The sequence below is a fragment of the Acaryochloris thomasi RCC1774 genome (assembly GCF_003231495.1).
Lineage (GTDB): Bacteria > Cyanobacteriota > Cyanobacteriia > Thermosynechococcales > Thermosynechococcaceae > RCC1774.
Map to the genome: position 1 here is coordinate 27302 of NZ_PQWO01000023.1, position 17773 is coordinate 45074.

General features: G+C 51.5%; 19 protein-coding genes. 15 read left to right on the forward strand and 4 right to left on the reverse strand.

The features are described from left to right. The first annotated feature begins 55 nt into the window (after window positions 1-55). The 3 genes from C1752_RS29080 (at window position 56) to C1752_RS23325 (ending at window position 1928) form a co-directional block, all read left to right on the forward strand. Window positions 56-1216: a copper resistance protein B gene (locus C1752_RS29080; protein ID WP_199464498.1), complete on the forward strand. Its 1161-nt coding sequence runs from the start codon at window positions 56-58 to the stop codon at window positions 1214-1216. A gap of 92 nt (window positions 1217-1308) precedes the next feature. Next, window positions 1309-1647, forward strand: a complete 339-nt coding sequence (locus C1752_RS23320) for a hypothetical protein (protein ID WP_110988458.1) — start codon at window positions 1309-1311, stop codon at window positions 1645-1647. Next, window positions 1644-1928: a PepSY domain-containing protein gene (locus C1752_RS23325; RefSeq protein WP_110988459.1), complete on the forward strand. Its 285-nt coding sequence runs from the start codon at window positions 1644-1646 to the stop codon at window positions 1926-1928. Before C1752_RS23320 ends, C1752_RS23325 begins: the two co-directional genes overlap by 4 nt. An 8-nt stretch (window positions 1929-1936) precedes the next feature. On the opposite strand, the gene C1752_RS23330 is transcribed toward C1752_RS23325, so the two are convergent. Genes C1752_RS23330 through C1752_RS23340 form a run of 3 tightly spaced genes read right to left on the reverse strand, consistent with a single transcriptional unit; the run spans window position 1937 to window position 4834 of the window. After that, the gene (locus C1752_RS23330) at window positions 1937-2647 is read right to left on the reverse strand and encodes a TVP38/TMEM64 family protein (RefSeq protein ID WP_110988460.1); all 711 of its coding nucleotides are present in this window, start codon (window positions 2645-2647) and stop codon (window positions 1937-1939) included. A gap of 12 nt (window positions 2648-2659) precedes the next feature. Continuing rightward, window positions 2660-4150: a multicopper oxidase family protein gene (locus C1752_RS23335; RefSeq protein ID WP_110988461.1), complete on the reverse strand. Its 1491-nt coding sequence runs from the start codon at window positions 4148-4150 to the stop codon at window positions 2660-2662. A 54-nt stretch (window positions 4151-4204) separates the two neighbouring features. Next, a complete protein-coding gene (locus tag C1752_RS23340; protein ID WP_110988462.1) occupies window positions 4205-4834 on the reverse strand; it encodes a class I SAM-dependent methyltransferase in 630 nt (209 codons plus the stop codon). Between the two features lie 185 nt (window positions 4835-5019). Here C1752_RS23340 and C1752_RS28580 point away from each other — a divergent pair, with 185 nt between their 5' ends. The 7 genes from C1752_RS28580 to C1752_RS23370 all read left to right on the forward strand — a co-directional run bounded on the left by C1752_RS28580 (window position 5020) and on the right by C1752_RS23370 (window position 12121). After that, window positions 5020-5184, forward strand: coding sequence for a hypothetical protein (locus tag C1752_RS28580; RefSeq protein ID WP_158535168.1), 165 nt, complete (start codon window positions 5020-5022; stop codon window positions 5182-5184). Window positions 5185-5362: 178 nt separating this feature from the next. After that, on the forward strand, window positions 5363-5635 hold the full coding sequence (locus C1752_RS23345; RefSeq protein WP_110988463.1) for a thioredoxin family protein: 273 nt from the start codon (window positions 5363-5365) through the stop codon (window positions 5633-5635). 250 nt (window positions 5636-5885) lie between these two features. After that, a complete protein-coding gene (locus C1752_RS23350; protein ID WP_110988464.1) occupies window positions 5886-7670 on the forward strand; it encodes an efflux RND transporter periplasmic adaptor subunit in 1785 nt (594 codons plus the stop codon). A 57-nt stretch (window positions 7671-7727) separates the two neighbouring features. Next, entirely contained in the window at window positions 7728-8210 is a 483-nt protein-coding gene (locus C1752_RS23355; RefSeq protein ID WP_110988465.1) for a FixH family protein, read from the forward strand. Between the two features lie 5 nt (window positions 8211-8215). Continuing rightward, on the forward strand, window positions 8216-11395 hold the full coding sequence (locus C1752_RS23360; protein WP_110988466.1) for an efflux RND transporter permease subunit: 3180 nt from the start codon (window positions 8216-8218) through the stop codon (window positions 11393-11395). 94 nt (window positions 11396-11489) lie between these two features. Then, window positions 11490-11702: a hypothetical protein gene (locus C1752_RS23365; RefSeq protein ID WP_110988467.1), complete on the forward strand. Its 213-nt coding sequence runs from the start codon at window positions 11490-11492 to the stop codon at window positions 11700-11702. Then, on the forward strand, window positions 11702-12121 hold the full coding sequence (locus C1752_RS23370) for a type II toxin-antitoxin system VapC family toxin (protein ID WP_110988468.1): 420 nt from the start codon (window positions 11702-11704) through the stop codon (window positions 12119-12121). The genes C1752_RS23365 and C1752_RS23370 overlap by 1 nt, the downstream gene beginning before the upstream one ends. Window positions 12122-12178: 57 nt before the next feature. Here the strand turns inward: C1752_RS23370 and C1752_RS29085 are convergent, their stop codons facing one another. After that, window positions 12179-12700, reverse strand: a complete 522-nt coding sequence (locus C1752_RS29085) for a DUF411 domain-containing protein (RefSeq protein ID WP_199464499.1) — start codon at window positions 12698-12700, stop codon at window positions 12179-12181. A gap of 217 nt (window positions 12701-12917) precedes the next feature. On the opposite strand from C1752_RS29085, the gene C1752_RS23380 reads away from it, so the two are divergent. The 5 genes from C1752_RS23380 to C1752_RS23400 all read left to right on the forward strand — a co-directional run bounded on the left by C1752_RS23380 (window position 12918) and on the right by C1752_RS23400 (window position 17592). Further along, the gene (locus C1752_RS23380) at window positions 12918-13424 is read left to right on the forward strand and encodes a hypothetical protein (RefSeq protein WP_110988469.1); all 507 of its coding nucleotides are present in this window, start codon (window positions 12918-12920) and stop codon (window positions 13422-13424) included. A 39-nt stretch (window positions 13425-13463) separates the two neighbouring features. Next, a complete protein-coding gene (locus tag C1752_RS23385; protein ID WP_110988470.1) occupies window positions 13464-14045 on the forward strand; it encodes a tetratricopeptide repeat protein in 582 nt (193 codons plus the stop codon). A 141-nt stretch (window positions 14046-14186) separates the two neighbouring features. After that, window positions 14187-14990, forward strand: coding sequence for a tetratricopeptide repeat protein (locus tag C1752_RS23390; RefSeq protein ID WP_110988471.1), 804 nt, complete (start codon window positions 14187-14189; stop codon window positions 14988-14990). Between the two features lie 88 nt (window positions 14991-15078). Then, complete coding sequence (locus C1752_RS23395; protein WP_110988472.1) at window positions 15079-15471, forward strand: ArsR/SmtB family transcription factor; 393 nt, start codon at window positions 15079-15081, stop codon at window positions 15469-15471. Window positions 15472-15660: 189 nt separating this feature from the next. Continuing rightward, window positions 15661-17592, forward strand: a complete 1932-nt coding sequence (locus C1752_RS23400; protein ID WP_110988473.1) for a heavy metal translocating P-type ATPase — start codon at window positions 15661-15663, stop codon at window positions 17590-17592. The last annotated feature ends 181 nt before the right edge of the window (window positions 17593-17773 follow it).

Here is a 17773-nt window from a genome sequence, read left to right on the forward strand (position 1 = left end):
GTCTTGCGGATTTGTGCTGTCTCTACTATTGGTAAATTTGTAGAGGTAATTGTGAGTGAGGATTCAACATCGTTATTGGGCGACCGCTCTTTCTGGAACGTTGGTTTCGATGGTGCTTGGGGGTGGTCTTTCCCCGGCGCAGGCGGAGAAGACTAAAACGCAGCCAATTCATCAGGAGGTTGAAATCTTAGCAGCCCCCGATTCGCCACCAGCCGACCGTTTGGAAGACCCCAATGAGACAGAATCCTCTGCAGAGGAAAGCGATCAACTGGCACCCCTTGCACCCAACCCTCGCGCTACCGTAGACGCCCTCAAACCGACAACGGCAGAAACCGCTAGTTCAGAAGCGTTGCTGCCCACCCACTCCAAAGGCTTTGAGGAGACAGAGGCAGGCAAAGTACAGCCTCCCATAACTTTTCTTGAGACCAGCAGGCAGACTCCCCAGCCTTCTTTTACAAATGGTCCTCTAGCACAGTCTCTAACGGAGGAATCGCCTGAAATGCCGCAGCTCTCACCTGCAGCTCCACAACCAACGGACAAGGAGGACTGGCCATCGCCCGTTAAAGATAATCAAACTTTCTTCTTTGTCTTGATTGATCAGTTGGAGATTCGCACCGTTGATGGCCCAACGACCCTGAATTGGGATGCAGTCGGATGGGTGGGTGGCGACTTCAGACGCTTCTGGTTCAAAACAGAGGGTGACGTGGGCCTCTCGGCAGACACTGGCGGAGAAGCAGAGGTGCAAGCTCTATACGGTCAACTGGTCGCACCCTTTTGGGATTTTCAGGCGGGCCTAAGGTATGACCGCTTATATGGTCCTGCTCCAGACCGAGGGCGAGCCTTTGCGGTGGTCGGCATCCAGGGATTAGCGCCCTATCTGTTTGAGGTGGATGCTTCCCTATTCATTAGTGAGGATGGTGATGTCTCAGCTAGACTCACAGGTGAATATGAGCTGTTGCTGACCCAGCGATTGATCTTGCAGCCCAAGGCTGAGATTAACCTTGCCGCCCAGAGGGTCGAAAATTTTGGTGTTGGCTCGGGACTCAATGATATTGAGCTGGGACTGCGCCTCCGCTATGAAATTAGCCGCAAGTTTGCTCCTTATGTTGGCATCAACTGGCAGCGCAAATTCTTTGAAACCGCTGACCTAGTCAGAGAAGAAGGAGAGAGCGTCGGGGACTTTTCAGTTCTAGCGGGTGTGCGGCTTTTATTCTAGAGCTGAGTGTTATTGGATAATGGGACTTTTATGGTGCGATCGCAAACTTACGTTGACACTCTCGAACCAAACTACGTCACGAGGGAATATGGATGACGCTTCACGTCACAAATGCAGAGCCGAATACCGGATTATTTTCTTTGGCTCACAGTGGCGAAAGTCACGATCGTTCAAGCGAGAGCCAAAAAACTGAAGCTTCAATATCTCATGGATCAGAGACCGTGCCAGAGTCTCAACCTACCGCCCCTGCCAAGATTACCAAGCCGTCGCTCACTCCTGTAGAACCTTCTACAGCGTCAGTGGTCAGTAATCAAACAACGCTGGCAAGTTCCGTGATGGGCTTTCCCTTTGGTTTGGGTGAACTCTCCTTGGGTTTGATTCTAATCGGCCCAGTCTGTTTGTCTGCCATAAGACGTTGGCTGCAGTCATGAGTTCTTTACGCTTGAACCTACGCCGCCTCCACAAGGCGACTGCCCCTCTGATGTGTGTTCCCCTTCTGCTAACGTTACTCACTGGCGTCGGATTTCAAATGGCGGCTGTCAGCGGCAAGGGAGATCAGTTTCTTTGGCTGTTGGACCTCCATCGAGGAAGGTTTGGTCGGTTTGACTTGGAATTGGTCTATCCCTTTCTCAATGCCCTCGGCTTGTTGGTGCTGGTGATTACGGGGACGCTTATGTGGTTGCAGCAATATCAACTTCGGGTAAAACGGTAACGTTCAAATCATTCAACTCTAATGATATTTTTCATCCCAAACCAGTTGTAGCGCCGAATGCCCCAGGGCAGACCCACCAACAGAACCAGAAAAATAGCCGCCAGTGCGAGGCTTTCAGGTAGCCCTATCGTAAATGCTGACCCCATGTAAGTTAGCAGAAGGGTTGAAGGAATCATGCCCAATAAGGTAGCGGTAGCGTAGATAGGGAGTGAAAGTCCGGTGATACCTGCGCCATAGCTCATCAAATCAAACGATAAGACCGGAAGTAAACGAGTCAGAAAGATCAACCAGCCAAGATATAGCTCTCCTCGCTCCTTTGAAAAGTAGATGAGTTTGCCGGTGAGGGCGTAAACGGCGGAGCGTCCCAAAGTAAGGCCAATATAGTAGGCCGCTAAACTGCCAATAAATCCACCGATGACGCTATAGATCCCCGCCACTAGAGACCCCCATATTGCGCCAGCGGCCACTGCAATGGGGGCACCTGGAATCGGACTAATCACCACGGATAGGGCAACGATCCCAATGTAGACGAACGGCCCCAGCCAGCCTGCGTTGATGACCGTTTGCTTGAAAGTTTCAGGGCTAGATAGATCGGGCGGAGAATAAATCCACCAGCAGACAAGCAAGCACCCAATAAGCACCAGAAGTGAGATCGCATTGGGTCGGCTGAATAGAACCCGCCATCGCCTAGATTGTCTGTGACTTCTCCGTTTAGTCACTCAATACTGGCCTCATGCCTTCATCTCAATAGTTCCCATCATTCCCAGCTCTTCATGGTCGAGAATATGGCAGTGGTAGACCGTCTTCCCAGGAAAATCTCGGAAAGGAATCCGAATCCGAACCGTCTCACCTGTCGGAATTAACACCGTGTCTTTCCAGGCTTGATAAGGAACTGGCTGGCCGTTTCGAGCAATCACTTGAAACGGATTGGTGTGTAGATGAAACGGATGATCCATCACCCCTGTATTGCTAACTTCCCAATCCTCGACGGTGTCGAGAGATACCTGAGTGTCAATACGTTGGTGATCGAAGGACTTGCCGTTAATTAAAAACACCATGCCCTGTCCAGGCACCATGCCATGATCAAGCTCAAACTGGCGTACGGTTTGTGGCTCCGGTAGCGTCTCAACCTCAATCAATTGTTGAGGTATGGATTGAGGCTCCACTTGGCCGGTATAAGCCAGTGTCGCCAAGGTTTGAGGTGAGTCCTGATCATTACCCTCCATCATGCCTGGTCCCATTCGACCGCGGCCCATCATGCCTGGGCCTCCGCGATCTCGCCTCATCATGCCACCCCCCATCATCCCCATCTGGCCTCGACTGTAGGGTAGATTCAAGAGACGGTATTGGCCCGCTTCCTGATCACCCTGCACCAGCACTTCGGCCCGTTCCCCTGGCGACAAAAGCAGTTCCTGTATCTCTACTGGTGTCGATAAAGGATGGCCGTCAGTGGCAATCAGGTATAGGGGATGCTTTTCTAGAGCCAAACGATAGAACCGAGCATTCGAGGCATTCACTAGCCTCAGCCGCGCCAGTCCACCAGCGGGGATTGAAAACGAAGGGTTCACCTGCCCGTTCACCGTCACCAGATCGCCCTCACGTCCTGCCATTCGCCCCATCATTGGCTGTCTTTGCTCGACTACAAAATCTTTCAAAAACAGAAACGTTTGTTCTGCCGCCTGAATTTCGGGAATCTCATCTAGCGCCCCTCGGACGATGAACATGCCACCTAACCCACCCAGGATCTGATCAGCAACATAACCGTGCAGGTGAGGATGATAGTAAGCAATTCCTCCCGGATGTTGCTGGGGAATCGAAAATTCATAGAGGGCGCTTTCCCCGCTATCAATGCGACGGAAAACGTCGTCTGCATTCCCCGTAGGTGGAATATGCAGTCCGTGATAGTGAATGTTGGTCGGATCGCTCAGGTTGTTTTTGAAGCGAATCCGAACTATATCTCCAGGCTTTGCTTCTAGCCGGGGACCGGGAACTTGGCCGTTGTAGCTCAGTAAGTTAGTGGGTTTCCCATCCAGGTTAACTTGACGATAGCTGGCCTCCAACTCTAGGTCTAACAAGCCATCTTTGCTGGTGTACAGCTTTGGCAAACTGAGGGGTGCTTTGGGTACCGTTTGAGTTTGGCCGCGACTGCACTGCGAGAGCAACACGGCACCTGCACTACTGGCACTGAGAACCAAAAATTGTCTGCGGTTGAGCGATTGCATATGTCTACCTGGACTACGAAACTAAAATGCTTAGAGTTACGAACTGAGTAAAACTTAAAGCTGCTTGGGAGTTGCCACTGCCGCCATCAGTCCCCAGATCAGGCCGAAGCGATCTTTTGTGGTTTGGCTAATCTCAAATTGAGCCGATGCCAGTAATTGATGAAATTCAGCTTGGGTATAGCATTGCTGGTGGGCTGAGTCGAAAATTTTCAACACTGCATCACAAACCTTACAGAGCAAAAAATCGCGGCACCAATCTAAAATAATCAACTGTCCTTGGGGTTTAAGAACCCGCTTTACTTCTGCCAGGGCCGCTAGAGGTTGGTCGAAGTAGTGAAAGGCATTGGCAGACACAACAACATCAAACGTCTGCTTAGGGAAAGGAAGGGCTAAGACTGAGGCATGTTGAAATTGAACATTGGAATGGGAAGAAAATTTCTTTTGGGCGATCTCCAGCATATTCTCAGATAGATCAACCCCGACTACGTGCTGATCCGGGTGTTCCTTTACCAATCGCTGCTCAAATTCACCTGTGCCACAACCCACATCCAGGACATTCGCCGAGGATGAAATCTTTGCACATGCTTGCAAGAAATCGAGGGTTTGAGCCGTGTAGCTCCGCCAACGCCAGTCATACTGACTGGCTACCTGGTCATACTGCTCTCGAACCTTAGCCTCAGTCATGGTGCAACGATTAGGTATACCTCTATTACGGCACATAATTATGAAATCAGGATGACATTCATTTCGTTTAAAGCCTTACTTAAAAAGCTAATATGAACTGTTGAACGCCAAAACAGGCATAATCATATGCATAATGTGATTCGTTTGACACGAACCTAAGCGGCAAACCAATCTAAAAGCATGGCGTGGATTTTGCTGATGCTGAACGTGTTATCGTGGCGACGGCCACTCCAGTACGAGTTGCTAATTCGCCAATCTTCAACGGTGGATGGGTGGGCGGTACCGCTGGGGCTGTTGCGATCTGGCTCATCCTAACTTCTCTTGTGGTGCGTGAATTAGTTCTAAACTAAACTCTCAAGTCGGCTTGAGAGTCAAGGATTAGCCTTCCCCCCAAGCGGTGAAATCTGTCTGCCTCCGAGCGTTATTGCTAGAGAAATTCAAAAGATTGTGATGGTCTCACTCCCAGTTCTTGACTCTCCAGCTAGCTACAGGGCTTAGGCTGTGTAAACAATTCTGGAGAGTTAAATAATGACTCAGCGTTTAATTGAAGTGTTCACGGCGGATTGTCCTCTTTGCCATCCTACGGTCCAGCTCGTCCAGGAGTTAGCCTGCCCAGCCTGTGAGATCCAGATTTGGCATTTGGGTGCAGACGATGCCACCCAAGGTCGTGAGCAAGCTGCTCAGTATGGCATTCATCGGGTTCCGGCAGTGGTGGTGGATGGCAAGTTGGCAGACTGCTGCCAAAATCAGCAACCCATTTCCCGCGAGTCTCTGATCCAGGCAGGGGTCGGGCAAGGGTAAAGTTTACGGCTCAAGCAAATGAATATCTGAGGCTTGACTCTCAAGTTGGGTTAAGGGTTAAGGCTGTGCATATTATGAAAAGCTGGTCTACCTTGGCAGCTATTTTTCTTCAGCTTACAGACCACATCGACGATGACTCAACCGGGTCATCTCACAACTTTTAGCATTCTTGGCTTCCTTCTCATACTGATTTCACAATTGGTCGATAGGCTTGACTGAGGAAGCATTTTCTCATTTTAGTAATGCAATAATGACCCAAGATAGCGTCAAATCCAAACCGGATGAATTAGTCTCTTCACCTATTGAAGTCGAGGAGACCCGAGAAGTCGAGGATGAGAGCAGTGATTCCCCGAGCACATCCTCAGTTCATCTCCCTGGCTTTCGTCCATTTAGAAGCGTATTGGCGCTGGGCATTTTTATCATTCTCTCCGGTGGCATTTGGTTTGTCGTCAAACACTTCGGTGGGATGGCAAATATGGGGATGGATCACGGAGCGATGGACGAAGGTTCCATGGATCATAGCGGTATGTCCATGGAGGATATGATGGCGGTAGAGGGGACATTCAACGCAGTGCCCGTCCAGGTGGAAGAGATTCGTCCGCGTTTGGTGCAAGAAACAGTTCAATACACGGGGTCAGTGTATCCCTACCTAGAAGTTACTGTTTATCCCCGGATCGCCGGACAGCTCAGAGACTATTCCATTTATCCAGGAGATCGCGTCCAAAAGGGCCAGCTCATTGCTCAGCTCGATGCCTTAGAACGGCGAACGGAGTTAGACGAAGCGCGGGCCGAGCGGAATGTGATGCAAGAGGTACTTGCCGCCAACGAAATTCAGGTGACAGAGCAACAGCGCGAGATTGATCGCCTGGTTGCTGAACTCGATTATATGAAGCTCAAGGCCAAGCGCTTTAAGGATTTAGTAGCTGGTGGAGCCTTAGCTCAAAATGACTATGATGCGATCGCTGCCGAGGTGGCAGCCAAGGAAGCTGCAATCTCAGGGGCCAGAACCAAGCTGGGGCGTATGCGGGCAGAGCTGGGGCGAGATCGGGCCATGATTAGCCAATCTCAAGCGAAGGCCAATACCGCCGTAGTGATGGCTCGATACACTGTGATTACCGCCCCCATCAGCGGTATTGTCCAGTCCCGCATGGCTGATCCCGGCGTTGTGGTGCAGCCAGGGATAGGAATTCTCAAAATCGGCGACTATCGCCGGGTGCGGCTGCGGGCCAATGTCGCTCAGGCCGATGCGGTGGGGATTGGCAAAGGCACCCGCGTCAAAGCTAAGATTCCGGGCACCGAGACGCCACCCATTACTGGCGAAATCACCAGCATTTTCCCCAACGCCGATCCCCAAACACGCACGGTCACTGTAGAGGCGGTGGTGAATAATCCCCAAGATCAGCTCCTGTCGGGGCAGTTTCTAGAGATGCAGATTATCAAAACCAGTAAACCCGCAACCCTATCGGTGCCTCAGATGGCCTTGCATCAGTATCAGGGACAGTCTGCAGCGTGGGTGGTGCAGGGCAGTGATGACGCAGCTATTGCTGAGCGTCGTTTAGTGAAACGGGGCTTAGTGAGTGGCGATCGCGTAGAAATTACCCAGGGTTTGAGGGCAGGCGATCGCGTTATTACCACAGGCTTCTCCCGCTTGTCAGACGGCACTAAGGTGGCGATGGTCAATACCGCTGGCGAACCCGTCGCGTCCCTCTCGGCTCCGGCAGCAGGCACGGTGGCGATTCAATTGATCAGTCCTGATCCCAAAACCGTGAAGATGGGGACCGCCGAGTTGACTCTGCAGGTGAGCGATCCGGCGTCCAAGTCGCCCTTGGCCGTAGACCAGTTAGCGGTGGATGTGACCATGCCGATGAAAAATATGGCTCCCATGACCACCATGGTCGATCTGAAACCCCTGCCGGAACCCGGTCGGTTCCGAGTCAAGACTCACTTTGGCATGAAAGGCGACTGGATAGTCAAAGCCCAGGTCAAGGACTCAGACCACAAAGGCCGCGCTCAGTTTAAGCTAACGGCACAATAGGATGCCTTTCGAGAGATCGAACTTGATCTAAATCTATTACTGACTGTGAGGACTAATATGAAAAAAACTTTTTTGGCGATCGCTGTCGTGAGTACCCTGCTCGTTGCCTGTGGTGCTAACTCCAATGAGCAAGCGACCCAATCATCATCGAACGGCTCAAGCGCACCCATCGCACAAACAGAGGCAAACGCTGAGAGCAACAGAGACAGTCAAGACCATAGCGAAAGGTCAGGCACGAATCCAGTCAAGGCGTCTGAGGATATTCATCTGGTGAGTCCTGAATCTGGCGAGTTACCGATGGGCGACGCCGAAATTGTGGTTCATATCGAGCAGGAAAATCTTACGCCAGAGGACGTTTCCGCTGATGTCTCAATGCCCATGGCAGGCGAAGCAGATATGACATCTCTGGCGATCATTGAACCCGGTGACGAAGCCAAACAGTTCAAAATTAAAACTAACTTTGGCATGGCGGGTTCCTGGACCATGGAGGTTAAGGCTAAAGATGCTGAACCCGCAACCCTAGCCTTCAATGTGAAGTAAGCACCGTGAAAGAATTCCTCACCCGCTGGTCGATCAAGCATCCGGTGATTGTGGCGGCGCTCTATATTGGCGTCTTGATCCTGTCTCTGCTGGTCTTGCTGGGTCTGCCGGTACGGATGATGCCCTATGTCGAAAGCCCCCTGGTGGCCGTTATTACCCAAGCTCCCGGCACCGCCCCCGAAGAGGTGGAAGCCTATATCACCAAGCCCCTAGAGCAGCGGATGACGGTCCTGGAAGATGTGCGTTTTGTCCGCTCGACCTCCCAGCAGAATCTATCTTTGGTGACGGTGCAGTTTGGCTGGGGCGGCAGCATCGACAAGGCAGTCCAGTCCGTTCAAAGCCTGATGAAGGCGGCGGAGGGGGATACAGAACTACAGGGTTTAAATGCCCGCTCCTACTGGGTGCTGCCTATTGATCCCCTCAACCGACCTGTATTGACCCTGGCGCTGACAGGGGACCAGTGGGATCCAGTGCGACTGCGGGAGTTTGCCGATAATACCCTGGTGGATCGGCTCACCAAGCTGGACCAGGTGCAGGCGGTGTCGATTCTGGGGGGCTATCGACGGCAGCTCCAGGTGATTGTGGATCGCCAAAAATTGGGGGCCTATGGTCTTTCGATTGTTCAGGTGCGCGATGCCTTAGATCGCAATAATTTGAGTCAAGGCTCTGGCATTCTGACGCGGGGAGATGCCGAAATTCTGGTGCGGACTGATGAGCGGGTCCAAAACGCGGAGGCATTGCTGACCTATCCATTGCTAGAGCGTCAGGGCCAAGTGGTGTATCTGCGGGATGTGGCCACGGTGCAAGATACCTTTGAAGAGCGTCGCAGTGGGTATCGCTACAACGGCCAAGCGGCCCTAGCGGTGAATATTATTCAAAAGCCGGATTCTAGCTCTCCAGCGGTGATTAAGCGGGTACGGGCCGAGCTAGAGAAAATCCAGCAGGAATACCCAGGGCTGGAATTTCAAGAAGCTTACGATAACTCCTTTTTAGTCAATATTATTGTGCAGAGCACGTTTAAGGAGTTGCTAATCAGTGTCCTGTTGGCCGGGGGCATTATCTTAATCTTCCTCGAAGACTTCCGCGCTACCGCGCTGATTATGATTTCCATTCCGACCTCGCTGGCCCTTTCAACGCTGCCTTTTGGCCCCATGCACATGTCCCTCAACTCTTCGACGTTGATTGGCATGACGATGGCCATTGGTAAGCTCGTGGATGATTCCATCATTGTGATTGACGCCATTGAGCAAAAATTGCGCCAGGGGTTGCGCCCGCTGCAGGCCGCGATCAAAGGGACGGGGGAAGTCTTTTTGGCTAGTGTGGCCGCTAGTTGTGTCATGGTGGCAGCACTGCTACCCACCATACTATCGGGCGGGCTAACCGGACTAATGTTTGTGGGCCTGGTGTGGCCGATGGTTTTTGCTTTCGTAGCTTCAGTTCTGGTGTCAGTGACGCTGGTGCCGCTGCTGGCGGTGGTGTTCTATCGCTCCCGACCCCAATCCGGTCGAACTTGGCTGCAAAAACTGCTGACCCCAGTTAATTATGGTTTTCAACAACTCGTGCGGGGTTATAGTTGGCTCCTCCGGCTTTCGCTCCGCAATCGGGAACTGGCCTTGGCAGTCCTGGGTTCAACAATGGTGTTGGCGATCGCACTTTACCCCCTAGTTCCCCAGGAAATGATGCCGCTAGGGGATTCTGGTCAGTTCATGGTCACCTTAGAAATGGAAGCAGGCAGTTCCTTTGCTAAAACTGATGCCAGTACCGCTCAGCTCGAAACACTATTGCTACAACAGCCAGAGGTGGAAAAGGTCTCCTCTCAAGTGGGGTATGAGCTGACCCGCAACAGCACCTATTTCACCGGCTACAGTATGGGGAACGCCTATACCGCCTCGCTGACCGTCACCCTGAAGCTGGATCGAGATCGCGACATCTGGCAGGTCATGGACACAGTTCACACCGAAGCCCTGGCAACCATTCCCGGCATCCGACGGCTGGCGCTAAAGGAAATGGGCGTCGATGTGATGGCCACCTCTGCAGCACCGATTCAACTTGCCGTCTATGGTGATGATCTAGACATTCTTCACAAACTGGCGAACGATGTGCTGCAGATTGCCGAGGATACGCCGGGGCTGATGATGGCCCAAACCAGCTCAGCCATGACCCAGCCAGAGTTAAGGCTCAATATTGATCGCCGCCGCGCCCAGGAGTTGGGTCTCAGTGTAGAAGCGATCGCCACCCAATCCCGGTTTGCACTCAATGGTGGTCTGACCCAGCGCTCCTACAACCGTCCCAATCTTCGGCAAAACTCGATTTTAGTGCGCTATGACGAAGCAGATCGGGGCACGACGGCTGACCTAGAGAGCACCTATCTGACAACTCCCAACGGTGGGCAGGTACCGCTTAATTCACTGGTGCAACTTGACTATCGACAAGGGCCGACGCTAATCGAACATATCGATGGTAAGCGGGTTGTCTATGTGAATGGTTACTATCGCCGGAATGGACCCGCTTCGATGGACTTGAGCATGGCGATCGCAATGCGGGCCGGAGCTGAGCTAGAGATACCACCGGGCTATGGCATTGACTCCATGGGCGATATGACTGACATGATGATCGAGTTCGGACGCTTGCTCAATGGGCTAGCCGTTTCCCTAGTGCTGATTTACATCATCTTGGTGATTCAGTTCAACTCTTTTATTCACCCCTTGGTGATGATGCTGTCGGTGCCGCTGCAGTTGGTGGGGGTCTTTGGTGGACTAATCCTCGCGAATCAAACGCTATCCACTGTTTCCATTCTGGGGATTATCATTCTCTCGGGTCTGTCTTTATCAGCGGCGATTTTGCTTCTAGAGCTAATTATCACAAAGCGACAGGAGGGGTTACCTCGGGCAGCGGCGATCGCCCAGGCTGGACCCGTGCGGTTAAAAGCGATCGTGATGACCACCTTGACCACGCTGATTGTTGTCGTGCGGCTAGCCTTCTTCCCTGAAATTGGCTCGGATGCCTATTCTTCTATTGCCACAGTGATTCTGGGCGGGCTGGTGATTTCAACCCTATTGACGTTAATTGTGGTGCCGATTGTCTATACGTTTGTAGATGATGCCGTGATGTTAATGAAGGGTTTATCGCGATCTCAGCTCAGAATGGAATCATCTAGCGCTACAAGTTCCATTCCTCGTAATTGAGGAAGTCCTTCGGATTTTTGTCGGTTGATGCTTGTATGCGAAATGTCGAGTAGTAACTTACGATCAAGTTCAGATGAGTTGAGATCAAGCGCCAATGCCAGATCAGATAGAAGAGAGAGTTGCCCTCTTAGAAGCTGAAGTCGCCCGTCTCAAAACGAAGGTAGAAGATAGTGCCTCTTCAAGACCCTGGTGGGAGAAAATCACCGGAACCTTCGCCAACAATCCAGCCTATGACGAAGCGATGCACTTAGGGCAGGAGTACCGAAAGTCCCTGCGACCAGGCTCTAGTGAATCACCTGCCAGTTGATGTACATCCTCGATACCAATCACCTGAGCGTTCTAGATCGGGGAGGCACCTCAGCACAACGGCTATTTCAGCAATTAGCAACCATCAACCCCTCAGAAGTAACGACGACAATTATCAGCTATGAAGAGCAGATGCGAGGTTGGCTGAGTTACCTTGCCAAAGCAAAGACGATTGAGCAGCAAGTGAATGGATACAACCAGCTTAAGCGCCAATTGGCAAACTATTGCACTATTCCAGTCCTTGAGTTTGATGAAGCTGCGGCACAGAAATTTCATCACCTCAAACAGCAATATCCTAGGTTAGGATCGATGGATCTGAAAATTGCAGCAATCGCCTCTGTCCAGGGGGCAATCTTGCTAACCCGAAACAGTCGTGATTTCAGCCAGATTACAGGCTTGTCCATCGAAGACTGGACGTGATCACGAACAGCAGCGTATCTAGAGACCCGCAGCTAGCGATCAGAATGCTGTTCGGGTTTAGGAGTTATGTTCTGCAAATGCTGTGGTTTGTCCGGCCCGATCAAAGGAAAAAACCGTGTAGGGTTCTTTGACATTCCCCGATTCCATCCCCGGCGATCCAATCGGCATTCCAGGAACAGCAATGCCCACCACATCAGGCTTCTCAGTTAGCAGTCGCTTCACGTCAGCCGCAGGAATGTGACCTTCGATCACGTAGCTATTTGCGACTGCAGTATGACAGGAGGCAAGATCTTCAGGGACATTATGCTCCCGCTTCACACCGTCCATATCCTCGACAATATTGTCCTCAACCTGGAACCCCTGAGCCTGCATGTGTTTGACCCATTCTCCACAACAGCCACAGGTGGGGCTGCGGTAGGCCGTGATTTGACGTGCTTCAGGGGGGAGGGTGTCTGCGATCGCTTGATGCTGAACATCAGTAGGTGCAACCATGCTGTAAACGCCGATGCCAACGCCACCTGCGACCAGAATCGCAGCCCCAAAGCGCAGCCAAGGTTGCTTTAAAAGATTGCTTGCCATTTCAAATTATCAATGTATAGTGTCTTTTTCCCCGCAGCACTTTCGCGGAGTGTTTACATCTAGGATAGACTCTCTACCTAACTAGAGAGTCAAATACAATAGGTTCGACACCTCAAACAAAATGTAACGAGCAGAAGAGTTGCGATCGCCGTAGATTTAACCGTCAGAATATGCTAGAAGTTGCCTACCGCTTCCCAAAGCACAGGAGAATTGCAATATGAAAGCTAAGCTATTCCTTCCTTTAACCTTGCTAGCCGTTCTTGGAATCTCAGGCAAAACGCTAGCCCACGTCATTGAGACAGACTACCTCTTGCCCACTCCAATTGCTCCTGATGGAGTAACGGGCAGTGTTAGCCGTTCAGCCATTAAATTCACCGCTAAATTCAGCTCCGGTGAACCCTACCCCAATGCCAAAGTGACCATTTATGCCCCTGACGATCAAGAAAAACCCTGGCGTGTAATGCAGGCAAATGAAGAGGGCGAGTTTGAATTTCAGCCTGATCAGTCTAAACCAGGAGAGTGGACCGTTGATATCGGTGAGGGGAGCCACTGGGATAGCTGGACGGTGCCCGTGATGTCCACAGGAGGCAGCATCACCTATGGTGAACTGAGTGATGCCTCTTCTCATTTACCTAGCATTCCTCCACAGCTACTGGTGATTGGGGCTGCTTGCGTTTCGGGGAGTGTCGGTGCAGTGGCGTTGAGATCACGCCGTCGCCGTTAAAGCAAAGAATCCCCTCAATATTGAAAAGCAGGAGTGCTGATGATATCACTCAAGAGATTGATGCATGTGGCTCCTGCAGCTCTGTTTCTCTGTGTTTGGCAACCAAGTCTCTCGGTGCTGGCCCAACAGAGTGATACTTCCTTTCTGCAGCAGGCTCAGACTGCCATTGAGGAAGGACGCTACACCGATGCAGAGACAATGTTGCAGCAAGCGATCGCCCAACGCCCTGATTCGGCAGAAGCCTACTATTACCTGGGACTGAGCCTTCATCAACAGTTCCGCCTCAGAGAAGCGATTTTAGCCTACCGAAATGCGATTCGGATTAGCCCTAAATATGACTTGCCCTATATCAACTTAGGTCTAGCCTGGATTGAGGGGCGGCGGTTAGACGAAGCCAGCAAGGTTTTTCGTCAAGTTTTGACGCTCCCTGACCGAGAAGAATCTCCGGCAAGCAACCACACGCTGGCCCACTACAACCTCGCCATTATTTTCAAGCGCGAGGATAACCCGGAAGCAGCACTAAAGGAAGTCCAAGCGGCCTTGGACATCACACCGGACTTTGAATCAGCCCAAGAACTCCTTCAGGAGCTGCAGTCACCTGACCGCTCAAAAGGTGACTAGAAACGCGGTTCCATCTCAGTGCCAAGCTCTGACCCCCCATTCAGTCTGCCTCTAAGAGCGATCTGCGAGGAATTCGGTGATCGGTCGGCTATCTTAAAAGTGTGAGGGTGAAATCAAAAGTCGTCGTCGGCTATCGGACCTATGAACTCTATTGTGCAAGCAGCTATATTGGGCAGTCTTATCCTGTATACAGGTACGGCACCAGCGATTTCAGGACGGTCATCATTCGTTGCGGCTGCCCCTTCATCCTCTGCCGAGAGCTTGCTAAAGCAGGGACAGGAGCAAGCAAAACAGGGTGATTTTCGGGGCGCGATCGCAACCTACAATCAAGCCTTGCAAGCCAATCCCCGCCTCACAGAGATCTACTTAGCTCGGGGGCTGGCCTATCACGATCTGCAAAATTACCCGCAAGCGATCGCCGACTTTAACCAAGCCTTAAAAATTGAACCCACAAACGCAGTATTGCTCTACAACCGAGGCGAAGCCCGCAGTGACGTAGGCGACCTTGACGGGGCCATGTCAGATCTCAGTCGGGCCATTGAGGTTGATCCCAACTATGCCCAGGCGTATAACTTCCGAGCGATTCTGTATAGCACCAGACTCGGCAACTTGAAACTCGCTCTCGATGATTTACAGCAGGCAATTAAGTTGCAGCCCGACTATGCCAATGCTTACTACAATCGCGGCAATGTCCTCACGGCAATGGAAGATATTGAAGGTGCGATCGCAGATTACACCGAGGCGATTAAGCTAGAACCCGAGTTAGCAGAGGCTTATGGTCATCGAGGAATACTCCGCGCTCGAACTGGAGATAGCCAAGCGGGCATGGCGGATTTGCAGCAGGCCGCACAACTGTTTGAGCAGCAGGGAGATGAAGCGAACTATCAGAAAACATTGATGTTCATTCAAGAGGTAGAGCAACAGAACCTTGTGCCGCTGTCTTAGGCACTCACAAGGACATCTGAACAGGCATTCAATCGGCAATGATTATCAGTATCATAGAAGCTAATGCCGATCCTCAAATTCATTTGCAATGGCTGACTCTAGCCCCCTGAAACGACAATCTCCCCCATCTTCTGATGCTCCTAGCTGCGATGAATCATTGGTACATCTGGACAATGTTCGCCAGGTGCAATCAGACGTTATCGAAACTGAAAAGGCTCAGCGGATGGCTGACTTTTTTAGTGCCCTCTCTGATCCCCATCGGTTGAAGCTCCTATCGGCGCTGGCCCAACAGGAGCTGTGCGTCTGTGACTTAGCTGCTGCTGTAAAAATGGGTGAATCGGCAGTGTCTCATCAGTTGCGTGTGTTGCGATCACAACGCCTGGTCAAATACCGACGCCAAGGTCGAAATGTCTGCTACAGCCTCGCTGATGACCACATCATGACAGTATATCGAGAAGTAGCCGATCACCTGGACGAGTGAAGGTTTTTCTGAATTAAACCGACCTCTATCAGGGGGGTGACGTCTTCAGCTAGTTCCAGTCCAACAATGAAAAGCTGACTGATTGAGCTTATAACTCTGATCAGATTCAGTGGATAAGAATATTTTTATGATGTATTATCTGAATAGTCTTTCAGATATTCAGATAATACTCTTGGCAGGTTTTTCTAAATGTCAGAATCCCACGCCCGTAAAAATTGCTGCGGCAGCGGTCACGATCATAGCCATGACCACGGCTCAGGTGAATTTAGTCTCCGTAAAGAGCTGACACCAGTTGTGATCGCAGCCTTCCTCTTCCTTGTCGGCCTTCTCTTCAATGAGCCACTGCATAACACTCCCTTTGCCATTGCTGAATACGCCGTCTTAATACCTGCATACCTAGTCAGCGGCTGGAGCGTGTTGACAGCGGCAGGCCGCAATATCTTGCGGGGACGCATACTTGATGAAAATTTCCTGATGACGATCGCCACGCTGGGTGCGATCGCGATTCACGAGGTGCCCGAAGCCGTGGCTGTGATGTTGTTCTTCCAGGTCGGAGAGCTGTTTCAGGATTATTCGGTGGGGCGATCGCGCCGCTCCATCAAAGCCCTACTGGAGGTGCGACCCGACACCGCCAATCTCAAAGTGGGCGATCAGATTCGTGAGGTCGATCCTGAGTCCGTTAACATGGGTGATCTAATTCTGGTTCGCCCCGGTGAGAAAGTTCCATTAGATGGTGAAATCCTGGAGGGGCAATCCCAACTCGATACCTCTGCCCTCACAGGGGAGTCGGTCCCTCGCACTGTTGTTCCAGGTGAAACTGTCCTTTCCGGCATGATTAACCAGTCGGGAGTGCTGACGGTGCGCGTCACCAAACCCTTTGCAGAATCCTCAATCTCCAGAATTTTAGAACTGGTGGAAAACGCCAGCAGTAAGAAGGCCGATACCGAAAAATTTATCACCCGCTTTGCCCGGTACTACACCCCTGTCGTTGTATTCCTATCTCTAGCAGTGGCAATTTTGCCGCCGCTCCTTATTGCCGGAGCATCCCAGGCCGAATGGACCTATCGCGCTTTGGTGCTGCTGGTGATTTCTTGTCCCTGCGGTTTGGTGATTAGTATTCCGCTGGGCTACTTCGGGGGCGTGGGAGGAGCCGCCAGACGCGGCATTCTCGTTAAAGGCTCCGTCTTCCTAGATGCGCTGGCCCAGGTGAAAACTGTCGTCTTTGATAAAACTGGCACCCTAACCCAGGGTAACTTTCGCGTCACAGACGTGATCTCTGAGAATGGGTTCACCCAACCACAACTACTGGAACTGGCGGCTCAAGTTGAGTCTCAATCTAATCATCCCGTCGCGCAGTCAATTCGACTGGCACATGGCAAATCCGTAGATGAATCAGGTGTTCAGGAGTACGAAGAGATTGCGGGGCACGGCATTCGTGCCCGAATAGAGAAGCGTACCGTTCTGGCAGGGAATGATCGACTGCTGCATCGAGAAAGCATTCCCCATGAGGTTTGCACCGTAGAAGGAACTGTTACCCATCTGGCTGTAGACGGTGAATATACTGGGCGCATCATCATCGAGGATGAATTGAAAGAAGACGCAGTGGCCGCGATTCAAGCCTTACATTCGCAGGGTATTCAAACGGTCATGCTTACAGGTGATAACCAAGCGGTAGCTGATCGCATTGCCAAAACCCTTGGTCTTGACCAATATCGAGCCGAACTGTTACCCGAAGATAAAGTCGAGGCACTAGAGGAATTATTAGATCGGGCCAGTTCAACGAAAGACAAAGTGGCCTTTGTTGGGGATGGTATTAACGATGCTCCTGTGATTGCCAGAGCAGATGTAGGGATGGCAATGGGGGGACTCGGCTCAGACGCGGCGATTGAAACCGCTGATGTGGTGATTATGACTGATGCACCGTCCAAAGTGGCAGAAGCCATTGCGATCTCCCAACACACTCTACGGATTGTCTGGCAGAACATCATCCTTGCGATGACGGTAAAAGCTATATTCATCGGCCTAGGAGCCATTGGCGTTGCCACACTTTGGGAGGCCGTCTTTGCTGATGTGGGTGTTGCACTACTAGCCATTTTCAATGCGGGGCGCATTTTAAGATGACGCTCTTCATTTTGCTCAGATTGGGATCATGCTGACAATAGTCCTTCAGCATGATGAACTGGTTGCAAGTCATAAAATCAAAGTCTCCACAATTTGGATGGGAAGCGGGATCGCTAACTCCAGTGGCTGCGGAACATCAAGGACATCTACGACATAATCGTGAGCAATTACAAAATCGCTG

Excerpts from the sequence above, each read along its gene's own strand:
- C1752_RS23380 (WP_110988469.1), top strand. The coding sequence starts at position 12,918 with ATGAAAGCTAAGCTATTCCTTCCTTTAACCTTGCTAGCCGTTCTTGGA.
- C1752_RS23365 (WP_110988467.1), top strand. The coding sequence starts at position 11,490 with ATGCCAGATCAGATAGAAGAGAGAGTTGCCCTCTTAGAAGCTGAAGTC.
- C1752_RS23370 (WP_110988468.1), top strand. The coding sequence starts at position 11,702 with ATGTACATCCTCGATACCAATCACCTGAGCGTTCTAGATCGGGGAGGC.
- C1752_RS23335 (WP_110988461.1), bottom strand. The coding sequence starts at position 4,150 with ATGCAATCGCTCAACCGCAGACAATTTTTGGTTCTCAGTGCCAGTAGT.
- C1752_RS23345 (WP_110988463.1), top strand. The coding sequence starts at position 5,363 with ATGACTCAGCGTTTAATTGAAGTGTTCACGGCGGATTGTCCTCTTTGC.
- C1752_RS23325 (WP_110988459.1), top strand. The coding sequence starts at position 1,644 with ATGAGTTCTTTACGCTTGAACCTACGCCGCCTCCACAAGGCGACTGCC.
- C1752_RS23320 (WP_110988458.1), top strand. The coding sequence starts at position 1,309 with ATGACGCTTCACGTCACAAATGCAGAGCCGAATACCGGATTATTTTCT.
- C1752_RS23350 (WP_110988464.1), top strand. The coding sequence starts at position 5,886 with ATGACCCAAGATAGCGTCAAATCCAAACCGGATGAATTAGTCTCTTCA.
- C1752_RS23355 (WP_110988465.1), top strand. The coding sequence starts at position 7,728 with ATGAAAAAAACTTTTTTGGCGATCGCTGTCGTGAGTACCCTGCTCGTT.
- C1752_RS23385 (WP_110988470.1), top strand. The coding sequence starts at position 13,464 with ATGATATCACTCAAGAGATTGATGCATGTGGCTCCTGCAGCTCTGTTT.
- C1752_RS23390 (WP_110988471.1), top strand. The coding sequence starts at position 14,187 with ATGAACTCTATTGTGCAAGCAGCTATATTGGGCAGTCTTATCCTGTAT.
- C1752_RS23395 (WP_110988472.1), top strand. The coding sequence starts at position 15,079 with ATGGCTGACTCTAGCCCCCTGAAACGACAATCTCCCCCATCTTCTGAT.
- C1752_RS23340 (WP_110988462.1), bottom strand. The coding sequence starts at position 4,834 with ATGACTGAGGCTAAGGTTCGAGAGCAGTATGACCAGGTAGCCAGTCAG.
- C1752_RS23400 (WP_110988473.1), top strand. The coding sequence starts at position 15,661 with ATGTCAGAATCCCACGCCCGTAAAAATTGCTGCGGCAGCGGTCACGAT.
- C1752_RS29085 (WP_199464499.1), bottom strand. The coding sequence starts at position 12,700 with ATGGCAAGCAATCTTTTAAAGCAACCTTGGCTGCGCTTTGGGGCTGCG.